23 protein-coding genes are annotated in these 26,019 nt (G+C 64.2%); 7 read left to right on the plus strand and 16 right to left on the minus strand.

Features of this window, described 5'->3' with window-relative positions:
- Window positions 1-13: 13 nt before the first annotated feature.
- Entirely contained in the window at window positions 14-1,051 is a 1,038-nt protein-coding gene (locus B2246_RS06480; protein ID WP_286880839.1) for a sulfonate ABC transporter substrate-binding protein, read from the minus strand.
- Window positions 1,052-1,305: 254 nt separating this feature from the next.
- Window positions 1,306-2,313, minus strand: a complete 1,008-nt coding sequence (locus tag B2246_RS06485) for a sulfate ABC transporter substrate-binding protein (RefSeq protein ID WP_186425311.1) — start codon at window positions 2,311-2,313, stop codon at window positions 1,306-1,308.
- A 313-nt stretch (window positions 2,314-2,626) separates the two neighbouring features.
- On the opposite strand from B2246_RS06485, the gene serB reads away from it, so the two are divergent.
- The 4 genes from serB to B2246_RS06505 all read left to right on the plus strand — a co-directional run bounded on the left by serB (window position 2,627) and on the right by B2246_RS06505 (window position 6,035).
- Window positions 2,627-3,481: a phosphoserine phosphatase SerB gene (serB, locus tag B2246_RS06490; protein WP_286880840.1), complete on the plus strand. Its 855-nt coding sequence runs from the start codon at window positions 2,627-2,629 to the stop codon at window positions 3,479-3,481.
- A 316-nt stretch (window positions 3,482-3,797) separates the two neighbouring features.
- A complete protein-coding gene (locus tag B2246_RS06495) occupies window positions 3,798-4,097 on the plus strand; it encodes a hypothetical protein (protein WP_008646801.1) in 300 nt (99 codons plus the stop codon).
- Window positions 4,094-4,384, plus strand: a complete 291-nt coding sequence (locus tag B2246_RS06500; protein ID WP_035881977.1) for a hypothetical protein — start codon at window positions 4,094-4,096, stop codon at window positions 4,382-4,384. Before B2246_RS06495 ends, B2246_RS06500 begins: the two co-directional genes overlap by 4 nt.
- A gap of 19 nt (window positions 4,385-4,403) precedes the next feature.
- Window positions 4,404-6,035, plus strand: a complete 1,632-nt coding sequence (locus B2246_RS06505; protein ID WP_008646803.1) for a PepSY-associated TM helix domain-containing protein — start codon at window positions 4,404-4,406, stop codon at window positions 6,033-6,035.
- Window positions 6,036-6,069: 34 nt separating this feature from the next.
- On the opposite strand, the gene B2246_RS06510 is transcribed toward B2246_RS06505, so the two are convergent.
- The 9 genes from B2246_RS06510 to phaC all read right to left on the minus strand — a co-directional run bounded on the left by B2246_RS06510 (window position 6,070) and on the right by phaC (window position 16,407).
- On the minus strand, window positions 6,070-7,278 hold the full coding sequence (locus B2246_RS06510; RefSeq protein WP_411860082.1) for a cystathionine beta-lyase: 1,209 nt from the start codon (window positions 7,276-7,278) through the stop codon (window positions 6,070-6,072).
- A 120-nt stretch (window positions 7,279-7,398) separates the two neighbouring features.
- Window positions 7,399-7,980: a hypothetical protein gene (locus B2246_RS06515; RefSeq protein WP_051069021.1), complete on the minus strand. Its 582-nt coding sequence runs from the start codon at window positions 7,978-7,980 to the stop codon at window positions 7,399-7,401.
- A 75-nt stretch (window positions 7,981-8,055) separates the two neighbouring features.
- Entirely contained in the window at window positions 8,056-9,240 is a 1,185-nt protein-coding gene (gene bktB / locus B2246_RS06520; RefSeq protein ID WP_008646810.1) for a beta-ketothiolase BktB, read from the minus strand.
- Window positions 9,241-9,339: 99 nt separating this feature from the next.
- Window positions 9,340-10,710, minus strand: coding sequence for a 30S ribosomal protein S12 methylthiotransferase RimO (gene rimO / locus B2246_RS06525; RefSeq protein WP_035881973.1), 1,371 nt, complete (start codon window positions 10,708-10,710; stop codon window positions 9,340-9,342).
- A gap of 185 nt (window positions 10,711-10,895) precedes the next feature.
- Window positions 10,896-11,273 (minus strand): hypothetical protein, encoded by a 378-nt coding sequence (locus B2246_RS06530; protein ID WP_234818980.1) that lies wholly within the window; start codon window positions 11,271-11,273, stop codon window positions 10,896-10,898.
- A 192-nt stretch (window positions 11,274-11,465) separates the two neighbouring features.
- Complete coding sequence (gene phaR, locus B2246_RS06535; RefSeq protein WP_008646818.1) at window positions 11,466-12,017, minus strand: polyhydroxyalkanoate synthesis repressor PhaR; 552 nt, start codon at window positions 12,015-12,017, stop codon at window positions 11,466-11,468.
- Window positions 12,018-12,385: 368 nt separating this feature from the next.
- A complete protein-coding gene (locus tag B2246_RS06540; protein WP_008646821.1) occupies window positions 12,386-13,126 on the minus strand; it encodes a 3-ketoacyl-ACP reductase in 741 nt (246 codons plus the stop codon).
- Window positions 13,127-13,241: 115 nt separating this feature from the next.
- Window positions 13,242-14,423, minus strand: coding sequence for an acetyl-CoA C-acetyltransferase (locus B2246_RS06545; RefSeq protein WP_008646824.1), 1,182 nt, complete (start codon window positions 14,421-14,423; stop codon window positions 13,242-13,244).
- Between the two features lie 76 nt (window positions 14,424-14,499).
- Window positions 14,500-16,407 carry a class I poly(R)-hydroxyalkanoic acid synthase gene (phaC, locus tag B2246_RS06550; protein WP_286880846.1) on the minus strand — a complete coding sequence of 636 codons (1,908 nt, stop codon included), beginning with the start codon at window positions 16,405-16,407 and terminating at the stop codon, window positions 14,500-14,502.
- Between the two features lie 328 nt (window positions 16,408-16,735).
- On the opposite strand from phaC, the gene B2246_RS06555 reads away from it, so the two are divergent.
- Window positions 16,736-16,963 carry a hypothetical protein gene (locus B2246_RS06555; protein ID WP_017512837.1) on the plus strand — a complete coding sequence of 76 codons (228 nt, stop codon included), beginning with the start codon at window positions 16,736-16,738 and terminating at the stop codon, window positions 16,961-16,963.
- A 25-nt stretch (window positions 16,964-16,988) separates the two neighbouring features.
- Here B2246_RS06555 and pgeF read toward each other — a convergent pair whose 3' ends face one another.
- Both pgeF and B2246_RS06565 read right to left on the minus strand, forming a co-directional pair.
- Window positions 16,989-17,795, minus strand: coding sequence for a peptidoglycan editing factor PgeF (gene pgeF, locus B2246_RS06560; RefSeq protein ID WP_186425306.1), 807 nt, complete (start codon window positions 17,793-17,795; stop codon window positions 16,989-16,991).
- Window positions 17,767-18,960 (minus strand): RluA family pseudouridine synthase, encoded by a 1,194-nt coding sequence (locus B2246_RS06565; protein ID WP_286880848.1) that lies wholly within the window; start codon window positions 18,958-18,960, stop codon window positions 17,767-17,769. Before B2246_RS06565 ends, pgeF begins: the two co-directional genes overlap by 29 nt.
- Before the next feature lie 17 nt (window positions 18,961-18,977).
- Between B2246_RS06565 and B2246_RS06570 the strand changes: the two genes are divergently transcribed.
- Window positions 18,978-19,808 (plus strand): outer membrane protein assembly factor BamD, encoded by an 831-nt coding sequence (locus tag B2246_RS06570; protein ID WP_024570892.1) that lies wholly within the window; start codon window positions 18,978-18,980, stop codon window positions 19,806-19,808.
- A gap of 301 nt (window positions 19,809-20,109) precedes the next feature.
- Here the strand turns inward: B2246_RS06570 and B2246_RS06575 are convergent, their stop codons facing one another.
- The 3 genes from B2246_RS06575 to B2246_RS06585 form a co-directional block, all read right to left on the minus strand.
- Window positions 20,110-22,257 carry an ATP-dependent DNA helicase gene (locus B2246_RS06575; protein WP_234818991.1) on the minus strand — a complete coding sequence of 716 codons (2,148 nt, stop codon included), beginning with the start codon at window positions 22,255-22,257 and terminating at the stop codon, window positions 20,110-20,112.
- 144 nt (window positions 22,258-22,401) lie between these two features.
- Window positions 22,402-22,605 carry a YdcH family protein gene (locus tag B2246_RS06580; protein ID WP_008646837.1) on the minus strand — a complete coding sequence of 68 codons (204 nt, stop codon included), beginning with the start codon at window positions 22,603-22,605 and terminating at the stop codon, window positions 22,402-22,404.
- A 57-nt stretch (window positions 22,606-22,662) separates the two neighbouring features.
- The gene (locus B2246_RS06585) at window positions 22,663-23,439 is read right to left on the minus strand and encodes a hypothetical protein (RefSeq protein ID WP_186425304.1); all 777 of its coding nucleotides are present in this window, start codon (window positions 23,437-23,439) and stop codon (window positions 22,663-22,665) included.
- Between the two features lie 177 nt (window positions 23,440-23,616).
- Between B2246_RS06585 and B2246_RS06590 the strand changes: the two genes are divergently transcribed.
- A complete protein-coding gene (locus B2246_RS06590) occupies window positions 23,617-25,980 on the plus strand; it encodes a Tex family protein (RefSeq protein ID WP_035881959.1) in 2,364 nt (787 codons plus the stop codon).
- Window positions 25,981-26,019: the final 39 nt, after the last annotated feature.

Consider the following 26,019-nt stretch of genomic DNA (forward strand, 5'->3'; position numbering starts at 1 on the left):
AGGTCAATGAAAATCAGCGCTGCGCCTGTTGCGTGGTGGGGGCTTGCCACGCAGCGTCTGCAACTCTGATCGGTTTGGGAATCAGCTTGAGTGTCTGGAACACATCGGCAATGCGCTGCTGCTCTGCCAGGACCTCGGCCGAGACCGGCTTCGCCCCGTACGAGAATCGCGACACGGCCAGATCGAGCACGCCGGGGTCGAGCGCAGTCTCCTTGACCAGCACGGCGGCAGCGTCCTTCGGATGCTTCTCGGCCCATTCGCCCAGTTGCGCGAGTTCATCGAGGATCGCGGTCACCACCTCGGGACGCGCTTGCGCGTAAGGGCGAGACGCCAGATAGAACTGATGGTTGCTGACCACGTTCTTGCCATCCGCGCCACGGCCATCGACCAGCACGCGGGCATCGAGCTGCTTCTGGGCAGCGGCGAGGAACGGGTCCCAGATCACCCAGGCATCGACGGCGCCTCGCTCGAAGGCGGCACGCGCATCGGCGGGCGGCAGGTAAACGGGCTGAATCTCGCCATAGGCCACCCCGGCTTTCTCCAACTGGCGCACCAGCAGGTAGTGCACGTTCGAGCCCTTGTTCAGCGCCACGCGCTTGCCACGCAGATCGGCCACGCTCTTGATCGTGGAGTTCTTCGGCACGACGATGGCCTCCGCCGTGGGCGCGGGCGGCTCATTGCCGATGTAGGCCAGTTGCGCGCCGGCGGCCTGGGCAAAGATCGGCGGCGCTTCGCCGACTGTGCCGAAATCGATCGCGCCCACGTTGAGCCCCTCCAGCAACTGTGGGCCAGCCGGGAACTCGGTCCATTTGACCGTGATACCTTGCGGCGCCAGGCGCTTTTCCAACGTACCTCGCGCCTTGAGCAGCGTCAGCGTGCCGTACTTCTGATAGCCGATGCGCAGCAGTTTGGGATTGACGGTCTGGGACTGGGCCTTGACCGGCCCGGCAAACAGCACATAGGAAAGGCCGGTGGCAACCACCAGCGCACCGGTCAGCAGACGGCGGCGCAGCGAGTTGTGGAAAAGAGAATTGCGGATGGGCGATGACATACGGGTGTCCTTGCGTTCTGAGTTCTGCGTTCTGAATTCTGAAGTTCTTGGGTCCTGGCGTTGTTGCCCGTATCGGCGGGCAACACCCCTCCCTGCCGGCTTCACGAGCGGCAAGGCAGACGGGATGGATCGGGAATCAGGTCAGGCGGGACATCGCCGCGTGGCGATGCGGGATGAAATCTTGAGAACAGCGGACATCTTCGGGCTCCTTCAACTGGCGCGCCGGGGCAGCGTGGCCGCCCCGGCCGCGCGTGTTACCGCTTGCCAGGCTGATAGACCTGGTCGAATGAACCGCCATCGGCAAAGTGGGCCTTCTGAGCCTTGCCCCAGCCGCCAAACACTTCGTCGATCGTGAACAGCTTCACCTTCGGAAAATTCGCCGCGTACTTGGCGGCCACCTTCTCCGAGATCGGACGGTAGTAGTTCTTGGCGGCGATTTCCTGACCTTCCTCGGTGTAGAGGAACTGCAGGTAGGCTTCGGCGGCCTTGCGGGTGCCCTTCTTGTCGACGACCTTGTCGACCACGGCCACCGGCGGTTCGGCCAGGATCGAGACCGATGGTGCGACGATGTCGAACTTGTCCGGACCCAGTTCCTTGATGGCCAGGATCGCCTCGTTTTCCCAGGCAATCAGCACATCGCCGAGACCGCGTTCGACGAAGGTCGTGGTGGCGCCACGTGCGCCCGAATCGAGCACCGGCACGTTCTTGAGCAGCGCGCCGACGAATTCCTTGGCCTTGGCCTCATTGCCACCCGGCTGGCGCAGCGCATAGCCCCACGCGGCCAGGTAATTCCAGCGCGCGCCGCCAGACGTCTTCGGGTTCGGCGTGATCACCTGCACGCCGGGCTTGATCAGGTCGTTCCAGTCCTTGATCTGCTTCGGATTGCCCTTGCGCACCAGGAACACGATCGTCGACGTGTACGGCGATGCGTTGTGCGGCAGTCGTTTCTGCCAGTCGGGCTTGATCAGGCCCTTGTCGGCGATGGCGTCGATGTCGTAGCCGAGCGCCAGCGTGACCACGTCGGCATCCAGCCCATCAATCACGGAGCGGGCCTGCTTGCCCGAGCCGCCATGCGACTGGCGGATCGTCACGGCGTCACCGGACTGCGCCTTGTAGGCCTTGGCGAACGCGGCGTTCACATCCACGTAGAGTTCCCGCGTGGGGTCGTACGAGACATTGAGCAGGTTGGTGTTGGCCGAGGCGGTCTGTGCGGCGCCGAGTACCGAAAGAACGGCGAGGCCGATGGCCAGTTTGCGAATCATCTGTATTGCTCCCGTCAGGTGTCGTGAAGTGGCGCGTTGGCAATCTGGCGCCCTGCTGTTTTGGGCCCCACGCGGCAGCACGGGGCTTGTGTCAGGGAGAAAGGCTACCGGCGGGCCTATCTGAACGGAACGAATGGTTTCGCCGATCCATGCACGAAATCCGCATAAGATCGGACGGCAATATCGACATATCCGCGCAAGGCGGAAGCAGGAAGGAAGGCTTGGTTACAATACCGCCTTTCCCGCGCGCTTCCGCTCGCCCCATCAACTCCCGCGACCCCTGCGACGCCCGCATCGCCTGCCTACCCCCGCCATGCCGCTGATTCTCCAGAGCCTGTCCCCGCTCGCCAATGCCGACCTCGATACCCTTCGCACCGTTGCCGGCGCCTCCGCCTTCGAGCGCCGCGCCGACAACGTGGCAGCCGCGGACGATTGCGCGCCGCTGACGCCCGCGCTGCGCGAAGCGCTCGACGCGGCGTGCGCGCCACGTGGCATCGACTGGGCCGTTGTACCGGGTGGACGCAAGCTGTCGGACTTCCGCCTGGTGGCGATGGACATGGACTCGACGCTGATCACGATCGAGTGCATCGACGAGATCGCCGATTTCTGCGGCCTCAAGGCCGAGGTATCGGCCATCACTGAAGCCGCGATGCGCGGCGAGATCACCGACTTCAACGAAAGCCTGCGCCGCCGCGTGGCGCTGCTCAAGGGCCTGGACGCCAGTGTGCTGGATCGCGTGTACGACGAACGGCTACGCCTGTCGCCCGGCGCCGAGAACATGCTGCAGACCATCCAGGCGCTGGGCTTGCACACGCTGCTGGTTTCCGGCGGCTTCGTCCACTTCACCGACAAGCTCAAGCCACGCCTGAAGCTGGACTTCACCCGCGCCAACACGCTCGAGATCGTCGACGGCAAGCTGACGGGCAACGTAGTGGGCGAGATCGTGAACGCCGACGTCAAGGCGCGCACGGTGCGCGAGGTGTGCGAACAGATCGGTGCCGATCCGTCGCAGGCAATCGTGATGGGTGATGGCTCGAACGACCTGAAGATGATGGCCGTAGCCGGCCTTTCCGTGGCATTCCGCGCCAAGCCCGTGGTGCGCGCGCAGGCAAGCGTGGCATTCAACCATGTCGGCTTGGATGGCCTGCTGAATCTGTTCCCGCATTAAGAGGCCGTTTCAAAATGAAGCGAAGCGGTTCTGGCTAGACGCGGGGCCGCAGACAGTACAAGTAGTACGGCAAGGCCCCGCAACGACGCCAGAATCTTTTTGAAACGGCTTCTAAGTCCCCGCCTTCCGGTGTCCGGCTGGTGGTGCCGGACACCATCTGCAGCACCACTCCCTGTCATCCCCAAGCCTCGCCGCATCGCCGGCGTCGAGCGCCTCTTCAGCCACTTCACCAATCCTTCCACGCGTTACCACGCTTGATAAATTAAATACGAATCATTATTATTTCGATCTCTGTCGATCCACAAAAGCTCGAGTCATGCAGGCGTTGGCCGTACTTCTCGCTTTGGCAGGCGCCGCCTGCCTCTATCTGGCCGCGCCCAACCAGGTTCTCACCCGCGCCGCGCCGATCCGCCCGCATCTGTCCTGCTGGCTCGGCCTGGGGCTGACGCTCGCCAGCGCGTGGGCGATGAGCGTGCCGGAAGGCTGGCCAGTGGCCATCGCCAGCACACTGGTCACCATGACTTGCTGCCTGTCCGTCTGGCCGTTCATCGGCACGTGGACGCAGAAGCGGCGCTCCAACACGCGCCTCACCGTCGCGGAAAGGCACACGCCATGATGGGAACCCGATGGCTTGCAGGCTCGCTGCTGGGCCTGCCGCTGGCAATCGCCCTGTGCACGCTTGGCATTTTCTGGCTACCCGGTGGCTGGGAAAGCGGCGTGGTAGTGGCCATCATGCTCGGCTTCGTGCTCTGGGTGACGATCATCTGCCTGAGCCTGCTGTTCGCATCGAGCCGCTCGGCGTGGCTCTGGCTGCTTGGCGGCAACCTGCTCTGCTACGGCGTGCTCTGGGGCGTGCGGGTGATGCACCTCATGCCGCCTGCCTCCCCGCTTTCGGGCGCCTGAGACTCTCCGGGACATCCGCATGAAACCCAACACCCTGCGCGTGTTCAACACGCTCCATACCTGGGTCGGCCTGATGGCAGGCTGGGCGCTGTTCATAGCGTTCTTCGCCGGGGCGATCACGGTCTTCCACCACGAACTGCACGTGTGGCAGAACCCTGCCCGTCTGGAAGGCCAGCACGCCACGGAGGTCCAGGTCGACGGCCCTGCCGTTGATGCCTTCGTACGGCAACTCATCGCCGCGCACCCCGATGCCGCCAACAGTGTCTACGTTGGCCTGCCGAGCAAGGAGGAGCCAGACTTCAACGCGTACTGGCAGGACAAGACCGGCGCCTGGCAGACGATGAACAGCACGCGCCTGAACGGCGATGCCACCGCGCGGAACGATACCTCGCTCGACCATGCAACCGGCGAACTCTCGGCATTCCTGAACGCCCTGCATTACTCGCTCGGCCTGGGCATGAACGGCATGTACTTCATGGGTGTGATCTCGATCCTGTACGGCCTGGCGCTGGTGTCCGGCGTGCTGTTGCATCTGCCGCGCCTGAAGAAGGATCTCTTCGCGGTGCGCCCGGGACGCAACCTCAAGCGCTTCTGGATGGACACGCACAATGTGCTCGGGCTGTTCAGCCTGCCGTTCCACCTGATATTCGCAATCACCGGCGCCTTCTTCTGCCTGTCGCTGATCATGGTGATGGTCTTCAACGTGCTGACGTTCGACGGCAAGCTGATGGAAGTGGTACCAAGCGTCACGGGCGCCACGCCCGAGGTCAGCGCTGCAGGCCGCCCCTCCCCCACGATGCCGGCGGCGCAACTGCTGGCAATTGCGCGCGAACACGGTGGCGATCGGTTCACGCCGGAAGCCATCCGCTTCCAGCACTACGGTGACGCGAACGCGCTGGCCGAAGTCCGCGGGGACAGCACCCGGGCGCTCGGCAACGGCGGATCGGTAGGCATTCACGCCGCGGCAACCGAGCCCGATGCGGGCAAGCTGATCGCCAACCAGACCGCCGGCGCGCGCGACACAAACCACATGGTCTACAGCGCGATGTTCGCGCTGCACTACGGCACGTATGGCGACCTGGCAATGCGGATCGTCTATCTGCTGGCGGGGCTGGCGGGTGCGTTCCTGTTCTACTCGGGCAATCTGCTGTGGATCGAAACGCGCCGCAAAACGCGGCAGGCCGAACAGCCTCGTGTGCATCGCCTGCTCGCCCAGGCGACGGTTGGGGTGTGCATCGGCACCTGTATCGGCGTTGCGCTGTGCTTCCCGGCTGCGCTGCTTTGGCCGGAGCAGGCCGTCAGCCATGTGTTCTGGCCCGCATTCATCGCATCCGTGGGCTGGGCTCTGATTCGCCACCCTGCTCGCGCGGCCGTGGAACTGCTGTGGATCGCGGCGATCGCCACGCTGGGCGTGCCGCTGTCGAATGCCATCCTGACCGGCGATCACTTTATCGTTGCGGCACTCAACGGCCGCTGGGCCGTGGCGGGCTTCGACATTGGCGCGATCGCGCTGGCCGCCGGATACGCCGCGCTGGCCCGCGCCACGCTACGCCGCGCGCGTGGCGGGCCGGCGGAATCGGTATGGGCGCTGCGTAGCGCATCGCCCAATACCCAACAGACGGAAGAACCCGCGGCGCTCGAACGCGTCTAGCGCGTTCTGGCGCGTCCGGGCGCGTCCTGGCTCGTCAGCGCAGCTGAGACTCCAGCGCCTGCTTCAGATCGGCGATCAGGTCGCGGGTGTCTTCCAGACCGATATACAGCCGCACCAGTTCGCCGGCGTTCTCCCATCCAGCGGGCGGCCACGTGCCAGCCGGCCGCATTGTGTCGACGTGATAGGGCACTGCCAGGCTGTGCGCACCGCCCCACGACCAGCCAATCGCGAACAGTTTCAGCGCCTCGACGAACGCATCGACCTGCTCGCGCGTATAGCGGCTGTGCAGAATGATCGAGAACAGACCACTCGCGCCGCTGAAATCCCGCAGCCATTCGGCATGGCCGGGGCAATCGGGCAATGCCGGATGCAGCACGCGCGCGACCTCCGGACGTTTCGTCAGCCATTCGGCCACCTCGCGCGCTGCACGGTCGTGAGCGGCCAGGCGCACCGGCATGCTCGCCAGCCCGCGCAGGACCAGGTAGCAATCGTCGGCGGAGACACCCCAGCCCATCAGCATGCGGGTGCGCTTGAGGCGGTCGTGGAGATGGTCATCCCGCGTGATCACGGCGCCCATCAGTACATCGCTGCCACCGGATTGGTACTTGGTCAGCGCCTGCACGGAGATATCGATGCCCTTCTCGAACGGCCGATAGTAGACGCCGGCAGACCAGGTGTTGTCGATCGCGGTCAGCACGCCGCGTGCCTTCGCGGCGGCCACGATCGCCTCGGTGTCGGGCACTTCCATCGTGACCGAGCCCGGCGATTCCATCCAGATCAGACGCGTGTTCGGCTGGATCATCGAGGCGATTCCGCCCCCGACCGACGGATGATACGGGCGCACGGTAATGCCGAACTCCCGCGCCATCCAGTCGCCATGATCGCGATTGGGCCCGTAGACGTTTTCCGGGACGAGGACATCATCACCGGTACGCAGCAGGCCGAAATAGACCAGCGAAATGGCGCCCAGGCCAGACGGGAACAACAGCGTGTGGCGGCCGCCTTCGATTTGCGCCAGTTGCTGGCAAAGCGCCTCGCTGGTCGGCGTGGCGTGCAGGCCATAGCGCCAGTAGGTCTTGCTGCGGTCGCCATAAGCGCGCAGTTCGGCAAGGTTGCGGAAGACGACAGTGGAGCCGCGGTAGGTCGGCGTGGAGAACGAATCGAAGCCCGGCGCGATGTCCAGTTCTGGCTGGACGGCAATGGTCTTGATGTAACGGGACGAGTCGGAAGCGGACACGGCGATTTCCCTGGAGGAGTCGAATCAGGCGTTCGAGCTTACCAGCAAATGCCAGTCAGGCCACGTGCGAGGCCGGCGAAAACACGTCAGGTCAGGAGGGGTGGACTAGCCGAGCCCCATCGGGATTCAGCGAGGCTTCTCGGTCGAAATCGACGACTTTGGCGGAGGTGGGGCGTACGTCGCGCCGCTGCCCTGGCGGCTATCGAATGGCGGGATCACCTGGGAGCCGCCAAGCGGCCGGATAACAAACGGCAGGATGATCGCGGGGTTGAACGCATCGGTCCAGGTACCGCGCACCACGCCCTGCTGGTCGATCTGCCCTTCCCAATTGCCGGATACGCGCGTGCCGTCGTCGGACTCTTCCATCAGGAAGCTGCCATCCTCCCATTCGCCGGAGAGCAGCCGCACGCTCTTGCCATCCCCGATCGAATATTCACCTTGGAGGCTGTCCCGTGTGTCGGTCTTCGGGGCTACCCGCAACCGCACCGGCTTGTCGCCGAGCGTGCCGGTATAGACCGGATACTTCGCGTACTCGGGGCGCGGTGACAATGGGCCCGCCGAGCCGGTGGACAGCGAGTTGCCCCGCTTGGCCTCACCGGCACGAATGGCGTCATTGATACCGAGCCCACCGCCCCGCTCGTCCGTCGCCTGCCCCGTCGATACAGCGGTTCCGTCGGCCGCGCGCGCCGCAATTGGGAGAGACAGCATCGCGACGGCCAACAGGCAAAGCAAAACGGGGCGGGACAAGACGGTCTTCCTCGGGCAGATTGACTGCCCGCGACTTTAAACGCGCTCGAAGATCGCGGCAATGCCCTGGCCACCGCCGATGCACATCGTCACCAGCGCGTAGCGACCCTGTACACGTTGCAGCTCGTACAGCGCCTTGACCGTGATGAGCGCGCCAGTGGCACCGATCGGGTGGCCGAGCGAGATACCGGAGCCATTGGGATTGACCTTCGCCGGGTCGAGACCCAAAGCCTTGGTCACCGCGCAGGCCTGCGCCGCGAATGCCTCGTTGGCCTCGATCACATCGAGATCCTTGACCGTCAGGCCGGCACGTTCCAGCGCGATCTTCGTAGCCGGCACCGGACCGATACCCATCGTCTTGGGATCGACACCGGCGTGGCCGTAGGACACCAGGCGAGCCAGCGGCTTCAGGCCGCGGCGCTCGGCCTCGGCACGCTCCATCAGCACCACGGCAGCGGCAGCGTCGTTCAGGCCCGAGGCGTTACCAGCCGTGACCGTGCCATTCTCCTTGACGAACACCGGCTTGAGCTTGGTCATGTCGTCCATCGTCGCGTCGTGACGCACGTGCTCGTCGGTATCGAACACGACGTCGCCCTTGCGCGATTTCAGCGTAACCGGAACGATCTGATCCTTGAAGTAGCCTGCCTTGATGGCGGCGGAAGCACGACGATGCGATTCGAGCGCAGCTTCGTCCTGCTGCTGGCGCGAAATGTCATATTCCTTGGCGACGTTTTCCGCCGTCACGCCCATGTGGATCGTGTGGAACGGATCGTGCAGTGCACCAAGCATCATGTCAATCAGCTTGGCATCGCCCATGCGCGCGCCCCAGCGCGCCATCGGCGCCAGGTACGGCGCGCGGCTCATGCTTTCCGCGCCGCCGCCAATTGCCACGTCGGCATCGCCCAGCAGAATCGTCTGGGCTGCGCTGACGATTGCCTGCAGGCCGGAGCCGCACAGGCGATTGACAGTCAGTGCCGGCGCGTTGATCGAAACACCGCCATTCACAGCCGCCACGCGGCCCAGATACATGTCCTTCGGCTCGGTCTGGATCACATTGCCGAACACCACATGACCCACGTCATCGCCCGAAACGCCGGCGCGGGCCAGTGCTTCGCGTACGACCAAAGCGCCCATATCCGTCGGGGCCTGATCCTTCAGGCTGCCGCCGAAGGTACCGATTGCGGTGCGCACACCGCTGACAACCACCACTTCACGTGCCATGTCTTGTCTCCATGCGTTCATGTTGCGCCGCACAGTATAGACCCGACCCCGGGAAAACGAACGACCGTACTTTTACCTAATTGTATGCACAAGTACGGCTTACGCCACTTCACCCCAAAGATCGTGACCGTCGGCGCCGGTAATCTTCACATTCACGAAGTCGCCCGTCTTGTAGCGCTGCGAAGCCTTGGCCGCCGGATCGATATAGACCAGACCGTCGATTTCCGGCGCATCCGCCGACGACCGGCCGATGCCACCCTCCTGATTGACCTCGTCCACCAGCACGCGCAGCGTCTGGCCGACCTTGCGCTGCAGACGGCGGGCGGAGACCTCCTCGGCCACCTCCATAAAACGGGCACGTCGCTCTTCGCGCACTTCGTCCGGCAACGCACCGGGCAGATCGTTGGCCGTGGCGCCTTCCACCGGGGAATAGGCAAAGCAGCCCACCCGGTCAAGCTCGGCTTCGGCGATGAAATCGAGCAGCGTCTGGAATTCTTCCTCGGTCTCACCGGGGAAACCGGCGATGAACGTGCTGCGGATCGTCAGGTCGGGACAGACTTCGCGCCACGCACGAATGCGATCAAGTGTCTTCTCGGCATTCGCTGGGCGCTTCATGCGCTTGAGCACATCCGGATGCGCGTGCTGCAGCGGCACATCGAGGTAAGGCAGCACGTTGCCCTGGTTCATCAGCGGGATGATCTCGTCGACGTGTGGATACGGGTAGACGTAGTGCAAGCGAACCCATGCGCCATACTGGCTGGCCAGCTCGCCGAGCGCGGCCACCAGCTCGGTCATGCGCGTCTTGAGCGGGCGCCCATTCCAGAAACCGGTGCGATATTTGACGTCCACGCCATAAGCGCTGGTGTCCTGCGAGATGACCAGCAGTTCCTTTACGCCCGCCTTGAACAGGTTTTCGGCCTCGAGCATGACTTCAGCCACGGGCCGCGAGACGAGGTCGCCACGCATCGACGGAATGATGCAGAACGAGCAGCGATGGTTGCAGCCTTCCGAAATCTTCAGGTAGGCATAGTGCTTCGGCGTCAGCTTGATACCGGCAGCCGGGACCAGGTCCGTGAACGGGTCATGCGGCTTCGGCAGGTGCGTATGCACCGCCTGCATCACCTCGCCCAGCGCGTGCGGGCCGGTCACAGCCAGCACCTTCGGGTGCACGGCGCTCACGATGTCGTGTCCGGCGGCATCCTTCTTGGCGCCCAGGCAGCCGGTCACGATCACCTTGCCGTTCTCAGTCAGCGCCTCGCCGATCGCATCCAGGCTCTCCTGCACAGCTTCGTCGATGAAGCCGCACGTATTGACGACCACAAGGTCGGCGCCATCGTAGGTGCCGCTGATCGAGTATCCCTCGGCACGAAGCTGGGTGATGATCTGCTCGGAGTCCACTAGGGCCTTGGGGCAACCGAGTGAAACAAAGCCGACTTTGGGCGGATTGGACAAGTTGGTATCAGACGACATGGGGCACCGCAAATAGGGGGATTCGGGGCGCGTCCGACCGTCCCCGGTGGCGCGCCGCTCTGGGCCAAGGGCATCCGGCGAGCCTGCCGGGCGCCGTCATTGCCATGAAAGGCGGTGATTTTACCCTGAGCAAGCGATATTGGCGCGCCTGCCCTAGGCGGGCTTCGTTCCGTGCCAGGGGCGCATCACGTTCCCAGAAGACTGGCGGCCCGGGCAAGCATCGGCTTCCAGCCGAGCGCCAGGCCCAACACGACCCCGCCGCCACCGGTTGTCCAGACCACCCGGTTGACGCGGTCTTTCAGCACGGAGAGCTTGTCCTCGGTCGACTGGATGCGCCCAGACAGATCTGACTCCACTTTATCGACCCTTGCAGTGAGTCGCACCTCGAACTGGTCCATCGCATGAATGATCCGCGACTCGGACTCCCGCATCTGCGTTTCTTGCTGCCGAAGCTGCTCCGCCATGGCCTGCTGGCCTGCCGTGAGCGAACCAATGTCGCGCTGTACCTGGCCAAGCTGGGTGTAAAGGTCGAGTACGAACGGTTGAAATTTGTCGATTTCCATCGGGCGGCCAGGAGATGATGTCTGAACAGGACCCCTGAACAAACAGGGCATGGCCAATTGGACCATGCCCTCTCGCCCGATTCGACGCGTCAAAGAGAATGACGCACGGATATGGGAATTTGCCACGCTTTCACAACAGTCCGTGGTGGTGACACCACTGCACGGCTGTTGCGCGGCGAAAACCGAACCTGCTTACTTCTTGTCCGGCTGGTTGAACGGGAACGTGCCGAACATCGACTTGGCCTGGTTCTGCATCTGCTCCTGCATCTGCACGAACAGGTTTTTGCTCTGTTCGATGTAGTTGCTCATCATGCCCTGCATCATCGGCCCCTGCAGGTTCATGAACTGCGACCACATGTCCGGGCTGAATGCCTCACCCGAGTACAGGCCCTTGGAGTTCTCGGCCAGCTTGCTCTGGATGTCGATGAAGGCCTGGATGTTCTTTTCCAGGTAGGTGCCCATCATGCCCTGCATCGCATGACCGTAGAAACGGATGATCTGCGAGAGCATCGAGCTCGAGAACATTGGCACGCCGCCGGTTTCCTCTTCCAGGATGATTTGCAGCAGGATGCTGCGCGTGAGTTCTTCGCCCGACTTGGCGTCGACGACCTTGAACTCCTCGCTGTCCATGACCAGCTGTTTCACATCCGCGAGCGTGATGTAGGTACTGGTCTGCGTGTCGTAGAGCCGGCGATTGGGATACTTCTTGATCAGTCGCTCTGCGCCTTTTTTGCTCGTGGCCATCGGTGCTCTATCCTTGTGTCGTCGCTGATGCCGTTGTCCGGCATCGCTGCTGCGCCATCGCTCGGTACTGCTGCACCGCGTGCGATGCAGTGCGCAAGAACAACCGGACCAGACACAGCCGAAAGGCTCCACAGTGGTGCCGGTTGCGCTATTGCCCTGATTCTATGCTCAACAAGGCACTAAGAAAAGACGGCAAGGTTTAAGGAAAACCCGCAGCAAAACAGCGTGGAAAGATGACAAACGGGCAATGAACGCGCACGAATGCGCGGCATTGCCCGCCAGAAACGCCAGCCGAAGCCCGGCCGGGTCACGCTTGTGCACCGCGCTGGATGCGCCGCATCAACGGCGACATCCGGCGCGCGCGCCGGTCAGCCCATGTGCAGGCCGCCATTCAGCGAGAAGTCGGCACCGGTCGAGAAACCCGACTCGTCCGACGACAGCCACGCGCAGATCGAGGCGATTTCTTCGGGCGTGCCCAGACGCTTGACCGGAATCGTGCCGACGATCTTGTCGAGCACATCCTGGCGAATCGACTTGACCATGTCCGTGGCGATGTAGCCCGGCGACACCGTGTTCACAGTCACGCCCTTGGTGGCCACTTCCTGCGCCAGGGCCATCGTGAAGCCGTGCAGGCCTGCCTTGGCGGTCGAGTAATTGGTCTGACCGAACTGACCCTTCTGGCCGTTCACCGACGAGATGTTGACGATGCGACCCCAGCCGCGGTCAGCCATGCCGTCGATGACCTGCTTGGTCACGTTGAACAGCGACGTCAGATTCGTGTCGATCACCGCATCCCAGTCCGCGCGGGTCATCTTCCGGAACACTACGTCGCGCGTGATGCCGGCGTTGTTGATCAGCACATCGACCTCGCCCACTTCGGACTTGACCTTGTCGAAGGCTGCCTTGGTCGAGTCCCAGTCGGCGACGTTGCCTTCGGACGCCACAAATTCAAACCCGAGCGCGCGTTGCTGTTCGAGCCACTTCTCACGACGCGGCGAATTCGGGCCGCAGCCCGCCACCACCTTGTAACCATCCCGCGCCAGTCGCTGGCAAATCGCGGTCCCGATGCCGCCCATGCCGCCGGTCACATATGCAATGCGCTGAGTCATATCCACTCCTAGTTGGCTCGCCCGATCGTGTCGAAGCTTTGGTCTTTCTTATTCACGCCGGCCGCATCCGTCGTCGACGCACACGGCCGGCACACCCCTCAATGCAATGCGATGCTTAATTCCGCTCGACTGCGAGCGCCACGCCCATGCCACCGCCGATGCACAGCGAGGCCAGGCCCTTCTTGGCATCGCGGCGCTTCATTTCGTGCAGCAGCGTGACCAGGATGCGGCAGCCCGACGCACCGATCGGGTGGCCGATGGCGATCGCGCCGCCGTTCACGTTGATCTTCGACTGATCCCAGCCCATTTGCTGATGCACGGCCAGCGCCTGAGCGGCGAAGGCCTCGTTGATTTCCATCAGGTCCAGGTCCTTGACCTCCCAGCCGGCACGCGACAGGCAGCGCTTGCTGGCAGGCACAGGGCCCATGCCCATCACGGCCGGGTCCACACCGGCGTTGGCGTACGCCTTGATCGTCGCCAGCGGGGTCAGGCCCAGTTCGCGCGCCTTGGCCGCCGACATCACGACCACCGCGGCGGCGCCATCATTCAGGCCCGATGCGTTGGCGGCCGTCACCGTGCCGCTCTTGTCGAAGGCCGGCTTCAGGCTAGCCATGCTTTCCAGCGTGGCGCCCTGACGCACGTACTCGTCGGTCTTGAACGCAACCGGATCGCCCTTGCGTTGCGGAATCAGGACCGGAACGATTTCCTCGTCGAACTTGCCGGCCTTCTGGGCAGCTTCGGCCTTGTTCTGGGAGCCCACGGCGAACTCGTCCTGGGCCTGGCGGGTGATGCCGTATTCCTTGGCGACGTTCTCGGCCGTGATACCCATGTGGTACTGGTTGTACACATCCCACAGGCCGTCAACGATCATGGAATCGACCAGTTTGGTGTCGCCCATGCGGAAGCCATCGCGCGAACCCGGCAGCACGTGCGGCGCGGCGCTCATGTTCTCCATGCCGCCGGCGACGACGATCTCGGCCTCGCCAGCCACAATCGCGTTGGCGGCCAGCATCACGGCCTTCAGGCCTGAACCGCACACCTTGTTGATGGTCATGGCCGGCACCATGTCGGGCAGGCCCGCCTTGCGCGAAGCCTGGCGTGCCGGGTTCTGGCCCGAGGCGGCCGTCAGCACCTGGCCCATGATCACTTCGCTCACCTGGTCCGGCTTCACGCCGGCACGCTCCAGCGCGGCCTTGATCACGATGGCGCCCAACTCCGGCGCGGGAATCTTCGCGAGCGAACCGCCGAACTTGCCGACTGCGGTACGGGCTGCGGAAACGATGACGATATCGGTCATTTGATGTCCTTTCGAGAAAACGAATGCGGAACGGTTCGAAATCCGGGCCGGCGTCGCGGGCCGGCCCTCATGAAGCTCAGGCGCGCTGTTTGACGTAGCGCCCTGGCGCGGGTTCAATCGCCCGGTAGTGGTCATTGCCGTAATCGGCTGGCGCGGCACGCTTCTGACCCGCTTGCTTGCCCAGCCATGTCACCCAGTCCGGCCACCAGCTTCCCGGATGCTCCTGCGCGCCGGCCAGCCAATCATGGGCCGATTCCGACAGTTTGTCATTGGTCCAATGACTGCGCTTCTTCTTGACCGGCGGGTTGATGACGCCCGCGATATGGCCGGAGGCACCCAGCACGAAACGCAACTTGTTCCGCAGCAGCGCCGTGGAAGCGTAGGCCGCGGCCCAGGGCACGATGTGGTCTTCGCGCGACCCGTAGATGTAGGTCGGCACGTCGATCGCCCCGAAGTCCACCGGCGCGTTGCAGACGGTAAGCTTGCCCGGCACCTTCAGTTCGTCCTGCAGATACGTATGGCGCAGGTACCAGCAGTACCACGGGCCCGGGAGATTGGTGGCGTCGCCATTCCAGAACAACAGGTCGAACGGAACCGGCGTGTTGCCCTTGAGATAGTTGTCGACCACGTAGTTCCAGACCAGGTCGTTCGGACGAAGGAACGAGAACGTATTGGCCAGTTCCACGCCGCGCAGCAGCCCGCACGGCGCGCCGCCGGCCCCGCCCAGTGTGGCCTCGCGCAGTTGCACGTGCGCTTCATCGACGAAGACGTCGAGGATGCCCGTATCGGCGAAATCCAGCAGCGTGGTCAGCAACGTCAGGCTGGCTGCCGGACGCTCGCCACGCGCGGCCAGCACGGAAAGCGCCGTCGAGACGATCGTGCCGCCGACGCAGAAGCCCAGCACGTTGATCTTGTCCTGTCCGCTGATATCGCGCGTCACTTCGATCGCGCGGATCGCCGCGTGCTCGATGTACTCATCCCAGGTGCGCTCGGCCATCGACGCATCGGGGTTTCGCCACGACACCAGGAAGACGGTATTCCCCTGCTCCACGGCATGACGTACAAGCGAGCTCTCGGGTTGCAGGTCCAGAATGTAGAACTTGTTGATGCACGGCGGCACCATCAGCAGCGGCCGCTCGTAGACCTTGTCGGTCAGAGGCTTGTACTGCAGAAGCTGGAAATACTCGTTCTCGTAGACCACGGCGCCTTCGGTCACGGCCATATTTCGGCCGACCTCGAACGCTGTTTCATCGGTCTGCGAGATCTTGCCCCTGGCCAGATCCTCCAGCATATTGCGCACGCCCTTGCGCAGTGACTCACCACCGGATTCGATCAGACGCTGTTGCGCGTCAGGGTTTGTCGCCAGGAAGTTGGCCGGCGACATGGCATCCACCCATTGCGATACCGCGAAGCGGATGCGCTGACGAACCTTGGGATCCGCCTCGACCGCCTCGGCCAGTTCGGTCATGGCGCGGGCCGTCAGCAGGTAGAAGGCTGCGGTATAGCGATACGGGGCATTGTTGCGCCATGCCGGGCTGGCGAAACGCTTGTCGGACAAGCGCTGGCTGGCTGAATCGGCATTGGCCGCGCCGTTGGGCGCAGGCGTGCTGGCTGCCACGGCGCCCTCGCCCATTTCGCGCCAGAGTTCGGCGAAATCCCTGAAAAAGCGTTCCTGGATACGGGCAAGCTGCGCGGGCGCGATCTTCACGCCGCCGGCGCCATTCACGCCGTTCGCACCTTGCGTGGCGGCACCCTGGAAAGCGTTCTGGAAGGCCTGGACGAATGCCTCGCCGCCCGGGAATCCACCCGGAAACGCGCCGGCCATGCCGGCCGGGAAACCAGACGGCATATCGCCGTTGGCCTCGGGTACCCATTGACGGGACCACTCCAGCCAGGTGGCTGGATCAAATGGCCCCGGCACGAACTGAAACGGTTGGGACTTGCCTTCCTTATCGGAAGCTGCCGCACCTTTGCCGGTCGCCATAATGTATTCGTCTCTCTGCCGTCGTATTGGTTGACGGGCTCGGGGTGACTGTCTCCCGACCCGCCCCTGATCCGGGTTGCGTCTGACACTGCTGCAGAACGACCTCGGATGCCCTGCGTCATACGCTATGCTAGCCGGCGAAACCCTAGAGTAATTCCTCGGTTTCGATACATTTAAAGGCATTGTTGCCTCGCAATGTAGACGCTGTCAATGCGGAAATCCGCACGACAGGTAACTCCCTGGCCGCCAAATCCCGACCTACCGGACGGTAGGCCTGGCGTGGCGTGCCAGGCAGCATGAACTCATACACGAAAGAGATGAAAGTCTGATGTATATCGTGGCAATTGGCTGGCTCTACGTCGTCCTGATGATGTCGATTACCGAGACCAACGCGGTGGCTGGCGTGGCCACCTTTCTGTTTTACGGACTGGCTCCGGTCTCGATCGTGATGTACATCATGGGGACGCCGGGCCGGCGCAGGCGGCGAAAAGCGCGTGAAGCCGGCGAAGCCGCCGCGGCAAAGACGGCGGAATCCGAGTCGAAAGCCGGCCAGTAGACGGTGCCACGGCCGGCGGCGGCTGTCAGCGTTCCAGCCAGACGAGCGTGGCCATGCGGCCAGTCGTTCGATCCCTGCGGTAGGAGAAAAAGCGATCGGCGTCGGTAACGGTACAGGCATCCCCGCCATGAATCCGCACGCAACCTGCGCGTGCCAAGCGGATGCGGGCCAATGCATAGATATCTGCCCAGTACTTGCCTGGCGCGCCAGGGAGAAACGCTGCCTCGACCCCCGCCCGCTCGTCGTCGCGCGCGCGCTCGATGAAGGCGGCACGGACCTCGGCACCTACCTCGAATGCCGTCGGCCCGATGGCCGGACCAAGCCAAGCAAGCCAGGTTGGATTGGGGCCGGCATGTGCCGCCATGCGTGCCAGCGTGGCCTCGATGACCCCGTCGCAGAGCCCCCTCCAGCCCGCATGTGCCGCGCCAACGACCGTGCCCGCCGCATCGCAGAGCAGCACTGGCAGGCAATCGGCCGTCATGATCGCGCAGACATGGCCTGACTCGGTGGCGATGCTCGCGTCCGCCTGCGGCACACCATCCATGACGCCGTCGGCCGTGACCACGCCACAGCCATGCACCTGGTCGAGCCAGCGCGGCATGGCCGGCAGATGTCCCACCAAGCGCTGGCGATTCCCGGCCACGGCGGCCGGGTCATCACCGACATGCGTGCCGAGATTCAGGCCACCGGCCGATCCGTCGGCCAGGCCATAGGGGCCTGCACTGACACCACCATGGCGCGTGGTCGACAATGCGCGCACCCACGCCGGCGCAGGCCAGTCGGGCACGATCCAGGCCGGGCGATCATTCCTCGTCGTGGTCGCCTTGGTCATCGTCGTCCCCTTCGTACCAGTCGTCTTCCTCTTCATCGTCCTGCGCCTGCCCCTCGAAGTCGAGGGCATCGATCAAGGCCTGGAGGTCTTCGGGCGGCTCGGCTTCCCACGACATCTTGCGGCCGGTGACCGGATGCACGAGCCCCAGCCGGTAGGCATGGAGCGCCTGGCGCGTGAACGGGACAGGCAGCGGCACACGGATCGCGGGGCGCTGCCCGCGTTGCGTGGCCTTGTGATAGACGGGATCGCCCACCAGCGGATGGCCGATCGACTCAAAATGCACGCGGATCTGGTGTGTCCGACCGGTCTCGAGCTGGCACATCACCATCGACACCTTACCCCGGCCCAGCGGCACCGTGCCAAGGGTCTCGAAGTGCGTGCGCGACGGTTTGCCGCTGTTCGTATGCACGATCGCCATGCGCGTGCGCTCGCGAGGGTCCCGGCCGATCGGTGCATCGATCGTGCCGTCATCGGGAGTCTCGCCCCAGACCAGCGCGAGATAGGTCCGCTTGACCGTGCGCGCGGCGAGCTGTCGCACCAGATCCGTCTGGGCGACCAGCGTCCGTGCCACCACCATCAGGCCGGAGGTTTCCTTGTCCAGCCGGTGGACAATCCCCGCGCGGGGCAGCCTTGCCGCAGACGGATCGCGATGCAGCAGCCCGTTCAGCACGGTGCCGCTCCAGTTGCCGGCGGCCGGGTGCACGACCAGTCCGGCGGGCTTGTTGATGACCAACATGGCATCATCCTCGTACACGACGTCGAGAGGCACGTCTTCTGCCGTGAATGCCATGGACTCCGGGGCGGCCTGCGGCTGGACCTCGATCTTCTGGCCCATCTGGACCGATGCCTTGGCACGGCTTGGCTCGCCATCGACCCTTACGGCACCATCCTCGATCCATTGCTGGATACGGCTACGCGAAAACTCGCTGAAGTGCCGCGCGAGCAGCTTGTCGAGGCGCTCGCCGTGAGACGCGCTATCGACTTCCATGTACAGTGGCACGAAATCCGACGCGGCCGGCGGCGAGACCGGCACATCGTCGTTGAACTCACCGAGGTCGCCAAACTCCTCCGTATCGACGTCCGCTACGGCGGTGGATTCGGTGTGGCGCTCCGGCCCGGTTTCGGGCTTGGGGCTTCGGCTATAATGCTTGGCGCTATTTTTCATCCGGGAACAGGTTGCCCATGCAATTGCAGAGCATGAGACGCGCTAATTGGCGCGCGAGATTTGGAGCGATTTTGCTTGCAGGCGGCTGCGTCATGCTGTCCGCGTGCGGCCTGCTGGGCGACCAGCCGGACGAAACGGCTGGCTGGTCAGCGAACAAATTATATTCTGAAGCCAAGGATGCCCTGGATGGCGGCGACTACACGCGCGCCGTCAAGCTCTACGAGAAGCTCGAGGGCCGCTATCCATTTGGCCGTTACGCCCAGCAGGCGCAGATCGATACGGCCTACGCCAACTACAAGGATGGTGAGACCGCTGCCGCGTTGGCTGCCGTCGACCGCTTCATCCAGTTGCACCCGAGCCATCCGAACATCGATTACGCCTACTACCTCAAGGGGCTGATCAACTTCAACGACAACCTGGGCTGGCTGGGCCGGTTCTCCGGCCAGGACCTGAGCGAACGTGATCCGAAGGCGGCGCGAGCAGCCTATGACGCGTTCCAGATCCTGATCACCCGCTACCCGGACAGCAAGTACACGCCCGACGCGACGCTGCGCATGCAGTACATCGTCAACTCGCTGGCCCAGCACGAAGTTCACGCGGCGCGTTACTACTATCGCCGTGGCGCCTACCTGGCCGCAGTCAACCGCGCGCAGCAGGCATTGAAGGACTACGACGGCGCGCCGGCCAACGAAGAAGCGCTGTATATCATGGTCCGCTCGTATGATGCGCTGGGCATGAAGGATCTGCGCGACGATGCCGCCCGCGTGATGGAACGCAACTATCCGAACAGCGACTACATCAAGTATGGGCAGCGCCGCAAGGACAAGTCCTGGTGGGAAGTGTTCTGAGGTAGCCGAACCTGCCCGCATTGGACCTTACGATGCAAGCAACAAAAAACCGCACGCGATCCGTGCGGTTTTTTGTTGGCCTGATGTCGGACGTCGGGCTCATGGACACTTCACCTTCTCGGCACTATAACCATCGTACGTGTCGCAGGCCGCGTCATAGCGACCATGCCGCTAGGATGCGCTGGCTGCGGTCACTCGAAATCTCGTAGCCGCTGCCGATCGAGTAAGTCTGGTGCGGGAAGACCAGCCCCCGGCGGGCTGACGCTACGAACTCGTCGTTGCCCGGTACAAGCTGGGACAGCTACTCCGATTCCGTGCTGGACTCGGACTGCGGCGCCTCACCTCGTCCCAGCCCTTCCAGGAACCGAATGACGGTATCGGCTTCGCGCGTGCGCGTGAACGGCGGAAGACTCTGCCAAATCTGCCGGCCATATGGCTTTTCCACGAGTCGGGTATCGCAGATCGCCAGTACGCCCCGATCGGTCTCGGACCGGATCAGTCGGCCAGCACCCTGCTTCAGCGTGATCACCGCATGCGGTAGCTGGTGGACCGCGAACGGGCTGAGCCCCTTCTTCTGCAGTACCTCCATGCGCGCTGCCAGCACTGGATCATCGGGCGGTGCGAACGGCAGCTTGTCGATGATGACCAGCGACAGCGCCTCGCCACGGACATCAACGCCTTCCCAGAAACTCTGGCTGCCCACCAGCACGGCATTGCCAAGCTCGCGGAAGCGGTCGAGCAATTCGGTACGGCTCGCCTGGCCCTGCACGAGCAGCGGCAGGTTGATACCGCGCTCCGCGAACAGGTCATAGAGCATGTCCGACGCCTTCTGCACCGCCCGCAACGTGGTGCAAAGCAGGAAGGTGCGGCCACCTGCCGCCTCGATCAACGGCAGCGCCCGCTCCACCACCGCCTCGGTAAATTGAGGCGATTGCGGCGGTGGCATATCCCGGGGTACATACAGCAGCCCCTGTTTCGCATAGTCGAACGGGCTCGGCAGTGTCAACGACCGATCGCGATCCAGCCCAAGCTGCGCGGCGTAATGGGTGAAGTTGCCCTTCACGGACAGCGTGGCAGAGGTGAAGACCCAGGCGCGTGCCTGGCCTGCGCGTTGCCGGCTGAAGATCGGTGCGATCGACAACGGCGTCCGATGCAACTGTACCGTGTGCGAGAACACTTCCACCCAGCGTACGGTTTCGGGGCCAAGCTGGGCAGGTTGGACAGACTGGGAAGTCTGGGAAGACTGGGAAGTCTGGTCGCCTTCCGCATCGTCGGCCGGCACGGCCGCAGGCACGGGGGATGCGGCAATCCGGTCGTCGCGCCATGCCGCCAGCCGCTGGGCGAGTTCGAGCGCGCGGCGATGGCACTGTTCAAGCTCCTCGGCACGCTCGGCCTGCGATTCCAGTGCCTCGACAAAGTCGGACAGCGCCGTATCGAGCGCGTCGAGCGTTTCGTGAAACGGCTCGCGAATGCGCGGGTCGGCGTCGATCTGCCCCAGCGCAAGGCGGGCGTTCTCCCTGCCAAAGGCCAGGCGCAGATCGCGGGCAGCCCGTTCGAGCGGTGCCCCAAGCGCGACCCAGTCCACCGCATCGCGCGCGTGCGACAGCCCTTCGGCCACGGTATCGCGGGCCAACTCGAGCAGTTGGCTCGTCGACAACGTTTCGCCAAAGAACAACGTCGCCGTCTCGGGCAACTGGTGCGCCTCGTCGAAGATCACCGTGTTGGCGGCGGGCAGCAATTCGGCCATGCCGGTATCGCGCAGCACAACGTCGGCAAAGAACAAGTGATGGTTGACGACCACGAGGTCGGCCTGCTGCGCCTCCTTGCGGGCGCGCATCACGAAGCATTCCTTGTAGTTCGGACATTCGCTGCCCAGGCAGTTGTCCCGCGTGGAGGTCACGATCTGCCACACTGGTGCGTTCTCGGGCACTTCGGCCAGCTCGGCCTTGTCCCCGGACGTCGTGGTCTTGGCGAATCGGCTGATCTCGCGCAACCAGGCCGCATCCTGCTTCGACGCCAGCCGGCCATTGGCCTGCGCCCGCTCCAGGTGATAGTGGCAAACGTAGTTGGCCCGCCCCTTGAGCAGGGAAACCGAAATCGGCACGTTCAGCGCGTGGCGTACCGTGGGAATGTCGCGGAGGTAAAGCTGGTCCTGCAGGTTCTTGGTACCGGTCGAAAGGATGACCTTCCCGCCCCAGAGCATGGCCGGCACCAGGTAGGCGTACGTCTTGCCCGTACCCGTGCCAGCCTCGACGATCACCGTGTCGTTGTCGGCGATCGCATTGGCCACGGCCTCGGACATCTTCTCCTGCGCCGCGCGCGGCCGGTAGCCGGGGATCGCACTGGCCAGCGTGCCGGTTTCGGCAAAGATCGTGGCGAGTTGCGAAGACCTTAGCGCGGCCTGGTCGGCTGCCGCCGCGGCGACGGCGTTCGCGAGCGACTCCGGCATGTCGGCGGCTCCGGCCGCATCGGGGCCGTCGGATAAGGATGTGTCTTCGATCGGTTCGGACAAGTTGGAACTTCCTGAGGCGTGGCGCGAATCGTCGCGCACGCTTTTGTCATGGCGCCGGAGGGACCCCGGTGGATATCGATGCTATGCGGGTACGTCGGGCTCGACCTGCACTTGCAACAGGGTGATGGCGTCCTTGAGCTTGAGCCGGCGCTTCTTGAGCCGGCGCAGTTGCAATTCGTCGTGCGACGGATCGGACGCAAGGCGGTCGATCATGAAATCCAGATCACGATGCTCGATCTGCAGTTCGATGATCTGTCGCGCCAGCGTATTGAGGTTCTCGTCCATGTTGCGCCTTCCCCTGCCCTGCCTTGCGGCCATTGCCCGGGTGTTGTTCGAGCCAGATCAGAATCCGAATGGGCTGGGCGTCGACGACTGCCCTTGATTCTGCTTTTCCGCGGCGCGTGCGCGACGTTCTTCCAGTTCCTTCTGGCGTTGCGCGGCATCGACCTGTTTCTGCTGGTATGCCTTCGCGTTCTCCTCGTGCTGACGGGCCTGCTCGGCACCCTTCTGCTGTGCCTCCTGCATCTTGGTGGCGAAATCGTCCTGCTTCTTCTGGTAAGCCTCGGCATTGGCCGCCCGCTGCGGCGCGCCAGCATTGTGCTGCGCATCACGCAGCGCCTGGTCCTGCTGCTTGCGTTCGAAGGCTTCGCGGCTGGCCTGTTCGTCGGCGGCCCGCTTGGGCAGGCTGGCCTCGTACTCCGCACGCCGCAGGGCCTGGTCGTGATCACGCTGGGTCGCACGGTAGGCACGCTCGGCATCGCCCACCTCCAGATCGCGCTCGCGCAGCACCTGCAGTTCGCCGCGTTGGACTTCCTTGGCCTTGTCGATGCAGTTGTTCACCAGGAACTTGCTGTAGCACGCGTGTTCAGCCACCGCGTAGCGATACTTGGTCCAGGCCCGCGAGTCGTCGATCGCCTTGCGCTCGGAATCGAAATCGCGCGCGACGCCTGGGGCCGGCGGCACAGCCGCGGCAGCCGGCGTGGACGCCTGCGCCATGGCGGGCCGAAACGGCGCAGCCAGCAGCAGCGCCGCGAGCGCGATGGTGAGAGCCGTGGAAGACACTGTGGGCACTTGGGAAACCGGGGCAGCCATGGTGGCCAGATGGGGCTTGACGATCATGCCGGAATTCTAGCATCCGGGGCCACTTCGGACCCTCGGGCGAACGTTGTAACTTGTGTCTGCCCGTGGATGTGCCGCCATGTTGGAAAACAGCGGGCACAAAAGGTGTCTCCCCGTCACCAGCCGTACATCGCGCTTGTGGCACAATGCCCCGCTTTCGACTGACTCGTATTCTCGATGTCCAATCTGCCTGCTTCCGTTCTGCAAAAGATTGTGTCGCTGATCGCGGCCGAACTGTCCGTGCAACCTCGCCAGGTAGCGGCTGCCGTCAACCTTCTGGACGAAGGCGCCACGGTGCCATTCATCGCCCGCTATCGCAAGGAAGTCACGGGCAACCTGGACGACACGCAGCTTCGCACGCTTGAGGAGCGCCTGCTTTACCTGCGCGACATGGAAGATCGTCGCGCCACGATCCTGGCGTCGATCGAGGAACAGGGCAAGCTCACCGACGAGCTGCGCGCGGCCATTGAAGCGGCCGACACCAAGCAGACGCTGGAAGACCTGTACCTGCCCTACAAGCCGCGCCGCCGCACGCGCGCCCAGATCGCCCGCGAATGCGGCCTGGAACCACTTGCGCAGGCACTGCTGGCCGACCCGACGCTCGACCCCCAAGCCGAGGCCGCCAAGTACGTCAACGGCAACCCCACCGCCGACGGCGGCGTGCCCGACGTCAAGGCCGCGCTGGACGGCGCGCGCGACATCCTGTCGGAGCAGTTCGGCGAAACGGCGGAACTGCTCGGCAAGCTGCGCGAGCACCTCTGGAACAACGGCGTGGTGACATCCTCCGTCGTGGAGGGCAAGGAAACCGCCGAGGAAGAGAAGTTCCGCGACTACTACCAGTACAGCGAGACGATCCGCACCGTGCCGTCGCACCGCGCGCTGGCGCTGTTCCGCGGCCGCAACGCGGGCGTGCTGATGGTCAAGCTTGGCCTTGGCGAGGAACAGGACGCGATGGTGCCGCATCCATGCGAAGGCATGATCGCGCGCCACGTCGGCATCCAGAACCAGAATCGCCCCGCCGACAAGTGGCTGGCCGATGTCTGCCGCTGGAGCTGGCGCGTCAAGGTGCAGCCGCATCTGGAAACCGAACTGCTCACGCAACTGCGCGAGACCGCCGAGGGCGAGGCCATCAAAGTGTTCGGCCGCAACCTGCACGAGCTGCTGCTGGCCGCGCCGGCCGGCCCGAAATCGGTGATGGGTGTCGACCCGGGCATCCGCACGGGCTGCAAGATCGCCGTGGTGGACACCACGGGCAAGCTGTTGGAAACGGCAACGATCTACCCGCACGAGCCTCGCCGCGACTGGAATGGGTCGCTGGCCACGCTGGCACGTCTGGCCAAGCAACACAACGTCGCGCTGTGCTCGATCGGCAACGGCACGGCCAGCCGCGAAACGGACAAGCTGGTGCAGGACCTGATGAAGGGCGCACCCGAGCTGAAGCTCACCAAGATCGTGGTCAGCGAGGCCGGCGCATCGGTCTACTCGGCCTCGGAACTGGCAGCCAAGGAGTTTCCGGAACTCGACGTGTCGCTGCGCGGCGCGGTGTCGATCGCCCGCCGGCTGCAGGACCCGCTCGCTGAACTGGTCAAGATCGACCCGAAATCGATCGGCGTGGGCCAGTATCAGCATGATGTGAACCAGCGCGAACTCGCGCGTGCGCTGGACGCCGTGGTGGAAGACTGCGTAAACGCGGTGGGTGTGGACGTCAACACGGCCTCCGCCCCGCTGCTGGCGCGTGTCTCGGGCCTGAACTCGGTACTGGCGCGCAATATCGTCGAATACCGCGACGCCAATGGCGCGTTCTCGAATCGCGATGCACTGAAGAAGGTGCCGCGCCTGGGCGACAAGACGTTCGAACAGGCCGCCGGCTTCCTGCGCGTCAACGACGGGGACAACCCGCTCGACCGCTCGTCGGTGCACCCGGAAGCCTATCCGGTGGTGCAGCGCATCCTGGACCACATCAAGAAGGGCCTGCCCGATGTGATGGGCAACCGCGATGCCCTGCGCGGCCTGTCGGCCCAGCAGTTTGCCGATGACACGTTCGGCCTGCCGACCGTGCGCGACATCCTGTCCGAACTCGAAAAGCCGGGCCGCGACCCGCGCCCCGAGTTCAAGACCGCGACGTTCCAGGATGGTGTGGAGGACGTCAAGGACCTGCAGCCCGGCATGGTGCTCGAAGGCGTGGTGACGAACGTGGCGGCCTTCGGCGCGTTCGTCGACATCGGCGTGCATCAGGACGGGCTGGTCCATATCTCGGCGCTTTCGACGAAGTTCGTCAAGGATGCGCACGAGGTGGTCAAGGCCGGCCAGATCGTCAAGGTCAAGGTGATGGAAGTCGACGTCAAGCGCAACCGCATCGGCTTGACGATGCGCCTCGATGACGAGCCGGGCCAGGCCACGGCACGCGCAGGCGGCGCCGATCGCTCGAACGATCGCGGTGGCCAGCGTAACGGCGGTGGCAAGGGCGCCAACGGCGCCAACCGTCGTGAAGCGGTGCCGCAAGGCGCGATGGCGGCGGCATTCGCCAAGCTGAAGCGCTAAGTCCCGGCAGTTCCCCACTCCCGCTCGCGGGAGAGGGGG

This window comes from Cupriavidus sp. UBA2010, from assembly GCF_002335265.1.
Lineage (GTDB): Bacteria > Pseudomonadota > Gammaproteobacteria > Burkholderiales > Burkholderiaceae > Cupriavidus > Cupriavidus metallidurans.

What these genes read in the sequence shown, in the direction of transcription:
- B2246_RS06480 (WP_286880839.1), bottom strand. Translation starts at nt 1,051, where the DNA reads ATGTCATCGCCCATCCGCAATTCTCTTTTCCACAACTCGCTGCGCCGC.
- B2246_RS06485 (WP_186425311.1), bottom strand. Translation starts at nt 2,313, where the DNA reads ATGATTCGCAAACTGGCCATCGGCCTCGCCGTTCTTTCGGTACTCGGC.
- serB (WP_286880840.1), top strand. Translation starts at nt 2,627, where the DNA reads ATGCCGCTGATTCTCCAGAGCCTGTCCCCGCTCGCCAATGCCGACCTC.
- B2246_RS06495 (WP_008646801.1), top strand. Translation starts at nt 3,798, where the DNA reads ATGCAGGCGTTGGCCGTACTTCTCGCTTTGGCAGGCGCCGCCTGCCTC.
- B2246_RS06500 (WP_035881977.1), top strand. Translation starts at nt 4,094, where the DNA reads ATGATGGGAACCCGATGGCTTGCAGGCTCGCTGCTGGGCCTGCCGCTG.
- B2246_RS06505 (WP_008646803.1), top strand. Translation starts at nt 4,404, where the DNA reads ATGAAACCCAACACCCTGCGCGTGTTCAACACGCTCCATACCTGGGTC.
- B2246_RS06515 (WP_051069021.1), bottom strand. Translation starts at nt 7,980, where the DNA reads ATGCTGTCTCTCCCAATTGCGGCGCGCGCGGCCGACGGAACCGCTGTA.
- bktB (WP_008646810.1), bottom strand. Translation starts at nt 9,240, where the DNA reads ATGGCACGTGAAGTGGTGGTTGTCAGCGGTGTGCGCACCGCAATCGGT.
- rimO (WP_035881973.1), bottom strand. Translation starts at nt 10,710, where the DNA reads ATGTCGTCTGATACCAACTTGTCCAATCCGCCCAAAGTCGGCTTTGTT.
- B2246_RS06530 (WP_234818980.1), bottom strand. Translation starts at nt 11,273, where the DNA reads ATGGAAATCGACAAATTTCAACCGTTCGTACTCGACCTTTACACCCAG.
- phaR (WP_008646818.1), bottom strand. Translation starts at nt 12,017, where the DNA reads ATGGCCACGAGCAAAAAAGGCGCAGAGCGACTGATCAAGAAGTATCCC.
- B2246_RS06540 (WP_008646821.1), bottom strand. Translation starts at nt 13,126, where the DNA reads ATGACTCAGCGCATTGCATATGTGACCGGCGGCATGGGCGGCATCGGG.
- B2246_RS06545 (WP_008646824.1), bottom strand. Translation starts at nt 14,423, where the DNA reads ATGACCGATATCGTCATCGTTTCCGCAGCCCGTACCGCAGTCGGCAAG.
- phaC (WP_286880846.1), bottom strand. Translation starts at nt 16,407, where the DNA reads ATGGCGACCGGCAAAGGTGCGGCAGCTTCCGATAAGGAAGGCAAGTCC.
- B2246_RS06555 (WP_017512837.1), top strand. Translation starts at nt 16,736, where the DNA reads ATGTATATCGTGGCAATTGGCTGGCTCTACGTCGTCCTGATGATGTCG.
- pgeF (WP_186425306.1), bottom strand. Translation starts at nt 17,795, where the DNA reads ATGACCAAGGCGACCACGACGAGGAATGATCGCCCGGCCTGGATCGTG.
- B2246_RS06565 (WP_286880848.1), bottom strand. Translation starts at nt 18,960, where the DNA reads ATGAAAAATAGCGCCAAGCATTATAGCCGAAGCCCCAAGCCCGAAACC.
- B2246_RS06570 (WP_024570892.1), top strand. Translation starts at nt 18,978, where the DNA reads ATGCAATTGCAGAGCATGAGACGCGCTAATTGGCGCGCGAGATTTGGA.
- B2246_RS06575 (WP_234818991.1), bottom strand. Translation starts at nt 22,257, where the DNA reads ATGCCGGAGTCGCTCGCGAACGCCGTCGCCGCGGCGGCAGCCGACCAG.
- B2246_RS06580 (WP_008646837.1), bottom strand. Translation starts at nt 22,605, where the DNA reads ATGGACGAGAACCTCAATACGCTGGCGCGACAGATCATCGAACTGCAG.
- B2246_RS06585 (WP_186425304.1), bottom strand. Translation starts at nt 23,439, where the DNA reads ATGATCGTCAAGCCCCATCTGGCCACCATGGCTGCCCCGGTTTCCCAA.
- B2246_RS06590 (WP_035881959.1), top strand. Translation starts at nt 23,617, where the DNA reads ATGTCCAATCTGCCTGCTTCCGTTCTGCAAAAGATTGTGTCGCTGATC.